Below are 12,717 nucleotides of genomic sequence, written 5' to 3'. Positions count from 1 at the left end.
GGCGATGGCGTCACGGCTCGGCAAAAGCATCCACGTGCCGGGAAAACGCGCGGCGCCCGGGAATCGCCGCCAGCAGTTCCTTCGTGTACTCCGACTCCGGTTCCTCCAGGACCCGCGCCGCCGGGCCGAGCTCCACCAACGCCCCTGCGCGCATCACGCCCACCTGGTCCGCCAGCTGCCGGACCACCGCCAGGTCGTGCGAAATGAACAGGTACGACAGCCCCAGCGAGGACTGCAGTTCCGCCAGCAACGCCAGGATCTGCGCCTGCACCGAGACGTCCAGCGCCGACACCGGTTCGTCGCACACCACCAGGTCCGGGCGCAGCGCCAGCGCCCGGGCGATCGCCACCCGCTGGCGCTGGCCGCCCGACAGTTCCGCCGGCTTCCGCCGCGCCACCGACGCGGGCAGGGCGACCTGGTCGAGCAGCTCCGGGACCCGCGTGCGCGGAAGCCGGAACGCCCGCAACGGCTCCGCCACCACGTCCTCGATCGAGAACTTCGGGTTCAGCGACGCGTACGGGTTCTGGTACACGATCTGCATCCGCCGCCGCAGCCGCCGCAGCTCGTCGCCCCGCAAATCCGTGATGTCCTCGCCGTCGAACGCGATCGAACCCGCCGTCGGTGTTTCGAGCCGCAGCACCATGCGGGCCGTCGTCGTCTTGCCCGAGCCCGACTCGCCCACCAGTGCCAAGGTCTGCCCGCGCGGGATGTCGAACGAAACGCCGTCCACCGCGCGGATCCCGCCTTCGAACGTCTTGGCCAGGTCCCGCACCGAGACCAGCGGCTCGGCGGCCGGCGCGGGCGGCCGCCGGAGGTCCGACAGGCTCGGTGCCGCCGCGACCAGCTGCCGCGTGTACGGGTGCACCGGCGCGCTGACCACCGACGGCCCCTCCTCGACGACCGAGCCCTGCGAGAGCACCACGATCCGCGACGCCCGGTCGGCCGCGACGCCGAGGTCGTGCGTGATCAGCAGGATCGCCGTTCCCGATTCCCGAGCCAAGGAAGTCAGGTGGTCGAGGATCCGGCGCTGCACCGTGACGTCCAGCGCCGACGTCGGCTCGTCCGCGATGATCAGCTTCGGCCGCCCGGCCAGTGCCGCCGCGATCAGCACGCGCTGCCGCAGCCCGCCCGACAGCTGGTGCGGGTACTGGCGGCCCCGCACCGACGGATCGGGTACGCCCGCCCGTTCCAGCAGTTCGATCGCCTGCACCGACGCCGAACGCCGATCCGCGAGGCCGTGGATCTTCAGCACCTCCGCGACCTGGTCGCCGATCCGGTGCACCGGGTTCAGCGACACCGCCGGGTCCTGCGGCACCAGCGCGATCTCGCGGCCGCGCACCGAGCGCCATTGCCGGGACGACAGCGCGAGCAGGTCCCGGCCCTCGAACGTGATCGAGCCGCCGTCGACGCGGCCGCCGCGCGGGAGCAGGCCGATCGCCGCGTGCGCGGTCGTCGACTTGCCCGAGCCCGATTCGCCGACGACGGCGACCACTTCGCCCGCGCCGACGTCGAACCCGACGTCACGCACGGCCGGGACCGACCGGTACGACACGGCCAGGTCCGAGATGCGCAGCAGGGTCATCGTCCGCCTCCGTCCAGTGCCCGCGACAGCCGGTTCGCGGCGAGGACCACCGCCGCCACCGTCAGTCCCGGGAACGTCGTCATCCACCAGGCCGTGGCCAGGAAACTGCGTCCGCCCGCGACGAGCGCGCCCCACTCCGGGGTGGGCGGGGTCGCGCCGAAGCCGAGGAAGCTCAGCGCGGACACTTCGAGCACGGCCGTGCCGAGGGTGAGCGTCGCCAGCGCGAGCACCGGGCCCGCCGCGTTCGGCAGGACGTGCCGCAGCAGCACTCCCGACCAGCGCACCCCGGAGGCCCGCGCCGCCTCGACGAACACGCCGTTGCGCACGCGCAGCACTTCCGCGCGCATCACCCGTGCGAAGGACGCGAGGTTCGCGATGCCGACGGCGACGGCGACGTTCGTCGTGCCGAAACCCAGCGCGGTGACCAGGGCCAGCGACAGCAGGATCGGCGGGATCGCCAGGAAGACGTCGACGACCCGCATGATCACCGTGTCCGCCCAGCCGCCGCGGAAGCCGGCGAGCAGGCCGAGCGCCGAGCCCGCGACGAGCGCCACGAGCACGGCGATCGCGGTGGCCCGCAGCGAGAGCGACGCGCCGTGGACCACCCGGGCGTAGACGTCGCGGCCGGTCTCGTCGGTGCCGAACAAGTGCCGCGGCGACGGGCCGTGCAGCCGCTCGGCCGGGACGCCACTGATCGGGTCGTAGCCGGTCAGCAGCCCCGGTACGAAGGCCGCGAGCAGCACGAACGCCAGCACGGCGACGGCGACCACGAGCCCGGGGCGCCGGACCGCCTGGCGGGCGGGGGTGGCGAGGTCAACCACGGGCCACCTCCGGCGTCCGCGCGATGCGCGGGTCGAGCAGCGGGTACAGCAGGTCGACGACGAGGTTGAGCACCACGAACACCAGCGCGGCCAGCACGATCACCGCCTGCACCACCGGGACGTCCTGCGCGGTGACGGCGGCCGCGGTGATCCGGCCGACGCCGTCGCGCGAGAACACCGTCTCGGTGATCACCGAACCGGCGACGAGGTTGCCCGCCACCACCCCGGCGACGGTCAGCGCCGGCACGGCGGCGTTGCGCAGCAGGTGTCCGAAGTGGACGCGCCAGCGGCTCGCGCCCTTGGCGGCGGCGATCTCCGCGTACGGCTCCTCCTGCTGCGTCGCCAGGCTCTTCGCCAGCACCTGCCCGATGATCGCGCCCGTCGGCAGGGCCAGCGTGACGGCGGGCAGGATCACCGCGGAAAAGCCCTGCGTGCCCAGGGCGGGCAGCAGCCGCAGGCGGAACGAAAAGAACTGGATCAGCAGCAGGCCGACCCAGAACGGCGGCAGCGAGATGGCCAGCGACGGCAGGGACAGCAGGGCCTGGCGCAGCCAGCGGAACCGCGTGAAGGTGCCGAGGAACGCCGAGCCGCCGCCGAACAGCACCGCGAACACCAGCGCCAGCCCGGTCACGGCGAGCGTCGGCGGCAACGCCGTGACGACCATGTGCGTCGCGTCGTCGCCGGTCGCGACACTGCGGCCGAAGTCGCCGTGCAGGGCCGAGACCAGCCGCTTCAGGTACTGCACGGGCAACGGGGAGTCGAAGCCGTACTCCGCGCGGGCCGCGGCGACCTGCCCCGGCGTCATCGACGCCCCGGCCTCCCCGCCGGCGAGCTTCGCCGAAACGGCGTCACCCGGCAACAGGTAGAGGATCAGGAACGACAGCGTGAACGCCGCCCAGAGCACGAACACCGCCTGCCCGACGCGGCGGAGGAGGTAGCGCCTCACGACAGCCACGCGTCGAACAGCTGCAGCCGTGACGACGCCTCGAAGTCGACGGCGTGCGCCTGCGAACTCAGCGCGACGACCTGGGTCAGCTCGAACACCGGGATCGCGTAGGCGTGGTCGACGATCAGCTTCTGCGCCTCGTCGGCGGACGGCTTGCGCTTGGCGAGGTCCACAGTGGACGACTGGGCGTCCAGGGCACCGTCCAGGGGGTTGCCCGGCGCGAGCTTGCTGCGGTTGCCGGCCTTGGTCGAGAACTGGCTGCGCAGGATGTCCGGATCGGCGCGGGTCACGTTGTACCAGAGGAAGTCGTAGTCACCGCTCAGCTGGATCTGCGTGGTCTCGGCCGTCGTGTGCTGTTCGATCCGCAGGTCGAAGCCGATCTTGCGGAGCTGCTGCTGGATCAGTTCCAGCACGCTGCGGTTCTGGTTGAACACCGGGGAGAACACGACGGGCGCGCTCAGCTTCTGCCCGTTCTTGACGCGGATGCCGTCGGGGCCGGGCACCCAGCCGTCGCCGTCCAGCAGCGCGGCCGCGCCCTTTTGGTCGTGCGCGAGCTGACGCGAGAGGTCACTGGCCAGCGGCGTCGCCGAGCCGAGGATGCTCGTGGCGGCCTGGTAGCTGGGCGTCAGCACGGTGTTCACGACCTCGGCGCGGTCGACGCCCTTGAGCACGGCCAGGCGCACCTCCTCGTCGGTGAGCACGCCGCGGGTGGTGTTGGCGTGCAGGTTGAAGACCACGCCGGGGTTGGGCCGGATGTTCTCGGTGAAGCCGTTGCCGGTGAACTGCGGCTCGTCGACCGGCTGGATGTCGGTGGCCGCGTCGAGCTGGCCGGAGGCGAGGCTGCCGGTGCGGACGCCGGGCTCGGGCACGATCTTGTAGTCGATCTTGTCCAGGTAGGCCTCGCCCCGGTGCTTGAACAGCGCCGAGCCCCAGGCGTAGCCCTTCCGCTTGGCCAGCACGATTTCCTGGTTCTGCTTCAGGCTTTCGAACACGAACGGCCCGGAGCCGGTCAGGCCGGTGCCCTGGCAGCGCTGTTCCGGCGTGTTCCGGTACGCCGCCGGCGCCAGGACGCCGAGCGAGACCGTCGAGCTGGCCTGCAGGAACTGCGCGCTGGGCGCGGAGAACTCGAGGCGGACGGTCTGCGGGTCGACGACCGCCGAACTCCGGTACGCGGCCAGGTAGCCGTAGCCGAGCTGGGCCTTGGTGCCGAGGGCCTTGATGCCGTCGAAGCTCGTCTTCACGGCGGCCGCGTCGACCGGGCTGCCGTCGGAGAACGTCGCGCCGGAACGCAGGTGGAAGGTGAACACCGTGGAGTCGGCGTTGATCTCCCACTTCTCGGCCAGCCACGGCTTGATCTCGCCGGTCTTCGGGTCCTGGTCGGTCAGCGAGTCGACCAGCTGACGGGCGACGTTGATGGCCGCGTTCGTGGCGGCCTGCTGCGGGTCGATGCAGTCGGGCGCGGACGAGATGCCGAGCCGCAGCGTGCCGCCGGGCTTCGGCGGGCCCGCGTCGGCCGCGGGTTCACCGCCCGCCGCGGAGCAGGCGGTCAGCAGCACGGGCAGGGCGAGCAGGGCCGCGGCGTAGCGGGCACGGGGGAAAGGGGACACCGGACGGCCTCCAGCGGGGAGCGGTTGCTTCTTCGGAACGCGACGCTAGCCATGCCCCGGGATCCGTCCCACTGGGCGGACCTGCGTCCCAGTCCCTGGCACCGCGGCGAGACGCCCTTGACACGCAAGCGTTTCCGGTCCCCTCGGCCGGTCGCCGGTCCACATCCTGAACGTGCGTGCGCCACGGCGGCGCACCGGATAGCTGTGGAGCCATGACTTCTCGCAGCCTGCACGTCGCCGTGGAGCTGGACGGCGCGCTGTCCCCCGGCGCGCTGGCGGGCACCGTCACGACCGCCGAACGGGCCGGGTTCACCTTCGCCACCTTCGACGACTCGCCGCTCGGTGGCCCGCGGCTCGACGCCACCAGCCGGGCGGCCTACGTCGCCACGCTGACCGACCGGCTCGGGCTGGCCCCGGCCGCGAACGTCACCACGGCCGAGCCGTTCCACCTGGCCGCGCAGCTGGCCGGTCTCGACCACGCTTCGCACGGGCGCGCGGCCTGGGTCGTCGGCGCCGACGGCTCGGCCGAGGCACTGGCGACCGTCGGCGGCTCCCGGCTCACCCCGGACGCGGTGCACCGCGAAGCCGCCGAGGTCGTCGAAGTCGTGCGCCGGCTGTGGGATTCGTGGGACGACGACGCCGTGATCAAGGACGTCGCCACCGGCCGGTACCTCGACCCGGACAAGGTCCACCACGTCGGCTTCACCGGGACGCGGTTCTCGGTCATGGGGCCGTTGATCACCCCGCGGCCGCCGCAGGGCCGGCCGGTGGTGCTCGCGTCCGACGCACTGGCCGAGGCCGTCCGTCCGGACATCGCGCTCGTGGGTGGTGCCGGGCTCGACGACGTCCGCGGCCGCGCCCGGCGCGCTCGCGACACCGGAGCTGCCCTGGTTTTCGCCGAGGTCGAAGTGGTCCTCGACGCCCAGCGCGCCCCGGCCGGGCGGGGTCCGCGGCGGGACCGGCTGCGCTACACCGGATCCGCGCCCGGCCTGACCGAGCTGCTGGGCTGGCTGGCCACCGGCGTCGACGGCGTCCGGCTGCACCCGGCCGAGCCGGCGACCGACCTGCCGGTACTGGCCGGCGAGGTCCTGCCGGCCCTGCGCGCCGAAGGCCTGCTCGTCCCGCCCGCGCCGGGCGCCACCCTGCGCGAGTCGCTCGGCCTCGCCCGCCCGGTGAGCCGGTTCGCGGCCGGGGGTGCGGCATGACCGCGCGGCTGCACCTGGGCGCGTTCTACACCGGCGTCGGCCCGCAGTTCCTGTGGGACGACCCGTCGAACGCCGACCACACCGCGATCGAAACGTACGTGTCGGTGGCCCGGACCCTCGAACGCGGGCTGTTCGACGCGTTCTTCCTCGGCGAAGGGCTGCGGGTGCGGGAGAACCGCGGCCGCGTCCACGCCCTCGACGTCGCAGGCCGCCCGGACGCGATCACCCAGCTGAGCGCGCTGGCCGCCGCGACCACCCGGATCGGGCTGGTCGCCACCCAGAACACCACCTACAACTTCCCGGCCGACCTCGCCCGCCGGCTGTCCTCTTTGGACTTCCTGTCCGGCGGCCGGGCGGGCTGGAACATCGTCACCACCGACAACGCCTGGACCGGCGCCAACTTCCGCCGCGGCGGCTGGCTCGCCCACGAACGCCGCTACGAACGGGCTTCGCAGTTCGTCGAAGCGGCGCTGGCACTGTGGGCCGGCGAGGGTCTGGTGGACCGGCACACCGACCTGGTCAACCTGCGGGCGGCCCCGACCGTGCCGCCGAGCCCGCAGGGCCGCCCGGTGCTGTTCCAGGCCGGCGACTCCCCCGGCGGCCGCGAACTGGCGGCCAAGTACGCGGACGTCGTCTTTTCCGCCAACACCGCCTACGACAAGGCGCTGGCCTACGCCGAGGACCTGCGCGCCCGGCTGGCCCGCCACGGCCGTCCCGCGGACGCCGTCCGGATCCTGCCCGGCGCGACCGTCGTCCTCGGCGACACCCCCGCCGACGCGGCCGAGCGCGCGGAGGACATCCGGCGCCGCCAGATCACCCCGCAGCGCGCGCTGGCGTTCCTGGAGCAGTACTGGGGCGCGGATCTGTCGGCCTGCGACCCCCACGGCCCGCTACCGGACATCGAACCCGTCGAGGGTGAACTGGACCCGTCGCGCGGGACGATCCCGATCGCCGACCGGACCGGGAAGCTCGACCGGGTCAAGCGGTGGCGGGAGCTGGCGGAGGCGAAGAACCTGTCCATCCACCAGCTGGTCCTCGAAGTCCAGCCGCGTCAGCACGGCTTCGTGGGCACGCCGGGGCAGGTCGCCGACGAATGGGCGCGGTACGTGCGCACTCGCGCGGTGGACGGGTTCAACATCAGCCCGCACCTGGTCCCGGCGGCGCTCGACGACATCGTCGACCGGCTGGTACCCGAGCTGCAGGACCGCGGCGTTTACCGGACGGAGTACGAAGGCACGACGTTGCGCGAACACTTGGAGCTGCCTTAGCGCGGCTGCGGCCGGACGGCGAGCGACCCCGCCAGCTGCCAGGTGCGCAGCCGCTCGCGCGGGGACCGCATGCCGGACTGGACGAGGACGATCTCCGTGGCGCCCGCGTCGAAGTACCGCTGCAGGCCCGCCTCGACCGTGCGCTCGTCGCCGATCAGCGCGAGGTCGGCCGCGTGCGTGGCGCCTTCGGCGTCGAGGATGCGGCGGTAGGACGGGATGTCACCGTAGTAGCCCAGGTGGACCGCGGCGATCTGCCGGACCGTGTCGGCGTCGTCGGTCACCACCGCCGGGACGGCCGCGATCACCCGCGGTTCGGGCCGCCCCGCGTCGGCGGCGGCCTTGGTGAGCGTGGGCACGACGTGCTCGGCGAGCGCGCGCGGGCCGGCCAGGAACGGGAGGGTGCCGTCGGCGAGCTCCCCGGCCACGCGCAGCGCCTGCCGGCCCATCGCGGCGACGACGATCGGGACACCGCCACCGCCGGGCACGGCCGTGGGCAGGGGCGGGCAGGCGGTGAGGGTCTCCCCGTCGAACACCGGGCGGCGGCCGTCGAAGACGTCGCGCAGGACGGTGAGCGATTCGCGCAGCGACGTGATGGGCGGCGGGTATTCGAAGCCGAACGCGGGTTCCAGCAGGCTTTCCACGCCGAGGCCCAGCCCGAGGGTGAACCGCCCGCCGGTGGCCGCCTGCGCGGTCTGCGCCTGCGCGGCGAGGTGGAGCGGGTGCCGCGGGTAGAGCGGAACGACGGCGGTCCCGACGGCGACCTCGGGCACCTCGCGCCCGGCGAGGGCGGCGAGGGTGAGGGCGTCGTGGTCGAAGAGCTGGGAGAACCAGACCGAGCGCAGGCCGGCCTCCGCGGCCTCACGGGTCTGGGCGAGCAGCGCTTCGACGCTGTTGGCGGCCCCGGACAGATCGCCGGCGGGCAGGGCGGCACCGATGGTCATGGTGTTCCTCCGGATTGGTGACGGATCGAGCTTTCTTCAGGCCGGGACGGCACGGCCACGTCGGTCTCGAAGCCGGAACTCGCGTGATCAGAGCCGGATCTCGCGTGATCCAGCCCGTGATTCACGTGACCAGAGCCGGTACGGCTTCAGTCACGCGAGTTCCGGCTTCAATCACGCGAGTTCCGGAAACCGGCCCGGTCAGGCTTCCTCGGGGTACTCCGACTCGCGCCGCCACGAGATCGGGCGGGGGCGCGGCAGGCGGCGGTGACCCGCGCGGCCCGCCGACCGGGGGGTCCCGTCCGGCTGGGCGCGGTCGGCCGCCAGCTCGAACTGGTTGCGCCCCAACGCTGTTCGCGGTGACGCCGTGCGGTTGGCCGCCCCGGCTCCCCGGACCACGACGCCAGTGACACCGGCTCGGCCACCACCGTGGCGCGGGCCCGGTCGACCCCGGCGAGGACCTCGCGAACCAGCTCCTCCCAGCTCATCCCGCCCGCTTGCTCGCCGGCGGTGAGGGCGCGAGTGATCCGGCCCGCCGCGTCGGCGAAGCGGCTTTCGCGGACCGCCAGCTCTCCGAGTGAACGCTCGAGCGCCGCCTCGGTCCGGCGATCGCCCCTCGCCACCACCGCGCGCAACGCCGTTTCGCCGCTTTCGCGCCAGTCCGCGTACCGGCCGCGCCCGCCCGCCAGGTCGGCCACCGCCAGTGCGAGTTCCGCGCAATACCCCGGTTCCCCGGCGTCGGCGGCTTGGCGCACCGCGGCCAGCAGACCGGCGGACTCGCGGTCGTACCAGGTGCCCGGGTCACCGACCTCGGCCGGAACGGGCGTCCGCGGCACCCCGCCGGCCGCGGCACCCCGCACTTCGTCGGTCAGGTGCAGCCACGCGCCGAAGAGCCGCCGGGCCGCCGCCGCCCGCGCCGGAAGTGGCTGCGCTGCCAGCAGTTCCAGCGCGAGCAACCGGGTCAGCGACGGCAGCCGGTAGCGGGTGCCGGCGACGTCGACGAGACGCGCGTCGACCAGCGCCTCCAGCGCGTCGGCCGCTTCGGCCGGGCCGACGTCGGCCAGCGCCGTCGCGGCCCACCCCGCCCAGCTGCCCGCGGGCAGCAGCGCCAGCCGCCCGAACAGCTCCCGGGCCGACGCCGGCAGGTCCCCCAGGCCGCGCCCGACGGCGGCGCGGACGCCCGCGCCGAGCCGGCCGATCCGGTCGCCTTCGGCCCGCAGCCGGGCCACCGCCTGGGCCAGCGTGCGCCCCGGCCGGGCCGCGACGTGCGTGGCGGCCGCCGTCACGGCCAGTGGCAGGCCGCCGCACAGCTCGACCAGCTCCACCGCGTCCGACAGCTCAGCCGTCACGCGGTCCTCGCCGACCAGCGCGGACAGCAGCTCGACGCCCTCCGCGCCGTCCAGCACGTCGAGCTCGGCCACCGACACGCCAGGCAGGGACGGCACGCGGGCGTGGGTGGTGATGAGCAGCCGGCAGCCCCGGGCGTCCGCGACGAACGGCGTGACGCGCGCCAGGCTCGCCGCGTCCTCCAGCACGGTCAGGACCCGGCGCCCGGCGAGCACGCTGCGGTACAGCGCGGCGCGGCCGTCCAGCTCCTCGGGGATCTCCGCCGGAGGCACGCCGAGTGCGTGCAGGAACCGCGCCAGCACCTCGGCGGCGTCCTCCTCGGCGAGCCGCGCGTAGAGCACGCCGTCGGGGAACGCCGGCGCGGCGCGGCGCGCGGCCTCCGCCGCCACGGCGGACTTGCCCGCCCCGCCGCGTCCGGTGAGGACCGTGACCACCGCGGCGCCGGGCCCGTCGTCGGTCAGGCCCCGCCGCAGCCCCGCCAGCAGGCGCTCGTGCCCGGTGAAGTAGGGCAGGCGCGCGGGCAGCATCCGCGGCACCGCGCGGCCGCTCGCGGGCGCCTCGCTCGAACCGGCGAGGATGTCCTGGTGCAGCTCGCGCAGCGCGGCGCCGGGCTCCAGGCCCAGTTCGTCGACGAAGCGGCGGCGCACGGCCCGGTAGGCGGCGAGCGCCTCGACCCGGCGCCCGCACCGGTGCAGCGCGGTCATCAGCTGCAGCACGAACCGCTCGCGCAGCGGGTATTCCTCGGTCAGCACCGCGATCTCGCCGACGACCTCCCGGTGCAGACCCAGCTCGAGCTCGGCGTCCAGGCAGTCCTCCAGGACCTCCACGCGCCGCTGCGCGATGCGGACCTGGTGGGCGCGCACGACCCCGCTGTCGATACCGGTCAGCGGTTCCCCGCGCCACAGCGCCAGCGCCTCGCGGAACGCGGCGCGCGCCTCTTCCGGCCGACGCGCGGCCCGTCCGCGGGCCACCAGCGTCTCGAACTCGTGCAGGTCCAGCTCACCGGGCGCGAGGTCGAGGCAGTAGCCACTGCCCCGCGCGGAGATCCGTTCGCCCAGCCCGGCTTTCGCCAGCGCGCGACGCAGGGCCGACACGCAGGTCTGGACCTGCGCCCGGGCCGTCGCGGGCGGCCCGGCGCCCCACAGCGCGTCGAGCAGCACCTCCAGCGGCACCACGCGGTTGCCGTTGAGCAGCAGCAGCGCGAGCACCACCTGCTGGCGGCGGGCGGTCACGACGACCGGCTCGCGGCCGCGGACCTGCAGCAGGCCCAACACCCGGAAGCTGGTGCGGGGAAAGGGATCGGCGGTGCGGAGCACGGGGGCTCCGGGTGTCGGCACGGTGGTCTGCACGGTGTTCCCTCCGGGGTCAGACGAGGACTTCGGGCGGCGCCGGGTGCCCGAGGAAGGCGGTGGGACTGGCGGTCAGGCCGTAGGCGCCGGCCTGGAAGATCGCGATCAGGTCGCCGATCGCCGCACCGGGCAGGGAAACCCGGTCGCCGAGGAGGTCGAGCGGGGTGCACAGGCAGCCGACCACCGTCACCGTCTCTTCCGGACCGCCGGGCGCGGACGCGAGGGCGAGCGGGTAATTGCGGCGGATGGCCTGGCCGAAGTTGCCGGACGCGGCCAGCTGGTGGTGCAGGCCGCCGTCGACGACGAGGAACGTCGTGCCGCGCGAGACCTTCCGGTCGACCACGCGGGTGAGGTACACGCCGGCCTCCCCCACCAGGTAGCGGCCGAGCTCGAGCACCACCCGGGCCTCGGGCAGCGCGGGCCGGAGCGAAACGGCCAGCAGCTTCGCCAGGTTTTCGCCGACTTCGTCGAGGTCCAGCGCGGTGTCGCGGGCGGTGTAGGGAATGCCGAAGCCGCCGCCCAGGTTGACCGACCGCACCGGGCCGGGCGCCGACTCCGCGAGCTGCAGCACCAGGTCGACCGTCGCGCGCTGGGCTTCGCAGAGGCTTTCCGCGCGCAGGTTCTGGGAGCCGGCGAAGACGTGGAAGCCCTGGAAGTCGAGTCCCGCGGCGCCGACCTCGGCCAGCACGGCGGGGACGCGCTCGGCGTCGATGCCGAACTGCTGCGGGCCGCCGCCCAGGCGCATGCCGGACCCGCGCACGGCGAAGTCCGGGTTCACCCGCAGCGCCACGCGCGGGGTGAGGCCGAGGCAGTCGCCTGCCTCCCGCACGCGGGCCAGCTCGGTGGTGGATTCCAGCTCGACCGTGACGCCGGCGGCGACCGCGCGGGCCAGCTCGGCCGCCGTCTTGCCGGGCCCGGCGAAGCTGATCCGTTCCGGCGGGACGGTCGTGTCGAGCGCCTGCCGCAGTTCGCCGGCGGAGGCGACGTCGAGGCCGTCGACGAGGCCGCTGAGGTGGTGCAGCAGCGCGGGCATCGGGTTGGCCTTGACCGCGTAGCTCAGTTCGACGTCGTCGGGGAGGGCAGCCCGCACCCGCTCGACGCGGGTGGTGACGAGCGAGCGGTCGTAGGCGAAGAAGGGGGTGGTGCCGACCCGCGCCGCGAGCCGGTCCACGGGCACGCCGCCCACGGTGAGCACACCGCCGGCGCGGCCGAACGGCGCCGCCGCGGCTTCCGTCGTGTTCGCCATCGCTTTCCTTTTCTTCGAGCACGGGAAATGAATACCGGAATGACGCCCCGGACAGTTCCGTGGCGGTACGGGACCACTGAAGCAACTACCCACCCACCCGGGCATGGGTAGTCCTCACCCAGATTCGGCGCTCGAGTGGGGAACGCGGCACCCAGGTGTACCTGCTGTGTCCGTGCGGTCACTCCGGTGGCACCACCCGCCCCGGACCGAAGGCGCATTTTCGCAGGTAGAAGCAATTGACCACACCGTTCGGCGCAGTCACCCACCCCCGCTGCTCCAGGCGGGTGGCCGCTCCGGTGACAGCTTCCTGCCGTCGCCTGCCTGCCACCGGCGGTGCCGGAAACAGCCCTTGACGAACGGGGTGCGCAGCACGCACGATCGGAATCCACCGGCCGACGGGGAATTCCC

The 12,717-nt window shown here is 74.0% G+C and carries 9 protein-coding genes; 2 read left to right on the top strand and 7 right to left on the bottom strand.

Going from position 1 to position 12,717, the window contains the following annotated elements; all coding sequences use genetic code 11:
• Window positions 1–10: 10 nt before the first annotated feature.
• From QRY02_RS09090 to QRY02_RS09075, 4 genes are read right to left on the bottom strand one after another with little or no spacing between them, the layout of a single operon-like run.
• Complete coding sequence (locus tag QRY02_RS09090; RefSeq protein WP_285991053.1) at window positions 11–1,582, bottom strand: dipeptide ABC transporter ATP-binding protein; 1,572 nt, start codon at window positions 1,580–1,582, stop codon at window positions 11–13.
• Window positions 1,579–2,403 (bottom strand): ABC transporter permease, encoded by an 825-nt coding sequence (locus QRY02_RS09085; protein ID WP_285991052.1) that lies wholly within the window; start codon window positions 2,401–2,403, stop codon window positions 1,579–1,581. Before QRY02_RS09085 ends, QRY02_RS09090 begins: the two co-directional genes overlap by 4 nt.
• Window positions 2,396–3,349, bottom strand: a complete 954-nt coding sequence (locus tag QRY02_RS09080) for an ABC transporter permease (protein ID WP_285993801.1) — start codon at window positions 3,347–3,349, stop codon at window positions 2,396–2,398. Before QRY02_RS09080 ends, QRY02_RS09085 begins: the two co-directional genes overlap by 8 nt.
• Complete coding sequence (locus QRY02_RS09075; RefSeq protein WP_285991051.1) at window positions 3,346–4,956, bottom strand: ABC transporter substrate-binding protein; 1,611 nt, start codon at window positions 4,954–4,956, stop codon at window positions 3,346–3,348. The genes QRY02_RS09080 and QRY02_RS09075 overlap by 4 nt, the downstream gene beginning before the upstream one ends.
• Window positions 4,957–5,168: 212 nt before the next feature.
• Between QRY02_RS09075 and QRY02_RS09070 the strand changes: the two genes are divergently transcribed.
• Entirely contained in the window at window positions 5,169–6,161 is a 993-nt protein-coding gene (locus QRY02_RS09070; RefSeq protein ID WP_285991050.1) for an LLM class flavin-dependent oxidoreductase, read from the top strand.
• Window positions 6,158–7,429, top strand: a complete 1,272-nt coding sequence (locus tag QRY02_RS09065; protein ID WP_285991049.1) for an LLM class flavin-dependent oxidoreductase — start codon at window positions 6,158–6,160, stop codon at window positions 7,427–7,429. Before QRY02_RS09070 ends, QRY02_RS09065 begins: the two co-directional genes overlap by 4 nt.
• Here QRY02_RS09065 and QRY02_RS09060 read toward each other — a convergent pair.
• The 3 genes from QRY02_RS09060 to QRY02_RS09050 form a co-directional block, all read right to left on the bottom strand.
• Window positions 7,426–8,370 (bottom strand): TIGR03564 family F420-dependent LLM class oxidoreductase, encoded by a 945-nt coding sequence (locus tag QRY02_RS09060; RefSeq protein WP_285991048.1) that lies wholly within the window; start codon window positions 8,368–8,370, stop codon window positions 7,426–7,428. The genes QRY02_RS09065 and QRY02_RS09060 overlap by 4 nt on opposite strands.
• Window positions 8,371–8,537: 167 nt before the next feature.
• The gene (locus QRY02_RS09055) at window positions 8,538–11,030 is read right to left on the bottom strand and encodes an AfsR/SARP family transcriptional regulator (protein ID WP_285991047.1); all 2,493 of its coding nucleotides are present in this window, start codon (window positions 11,028–11,030) and stop codon (window positions 8,538–8,540) included.
• A gap of 49 nt (window positions 11,031–11,079) precedes the next feature.
• Complete coding sequence (locus QRY02_RS09050) at window positions 11,080–12,309, bottom strand: pyridoxal-dependent decarboxylase, exosortase A system-associated (protein ID WP_285991046.1); 1,230 nt, start codon at window positions 12,307–12,309, stop codon at window positions 11,080–11,082.
• Between the last annotated feature and the right edge of the window lie 408 nt (window positions 12,310–12,717).

The organism is Amycolatopsis sp. DG1A-15b (assembly GCF_030285645.1).
GTDB lineage: Bacteria > Actinomycetota > Actinomycetes > Mycobacteriales > Pseudonocardiaceae > Amycolatopsis.
Note: the sequence above shows the minus strand (reverse complement) of the source record. Positions and strands in the feature narration are given on the sequence as shown.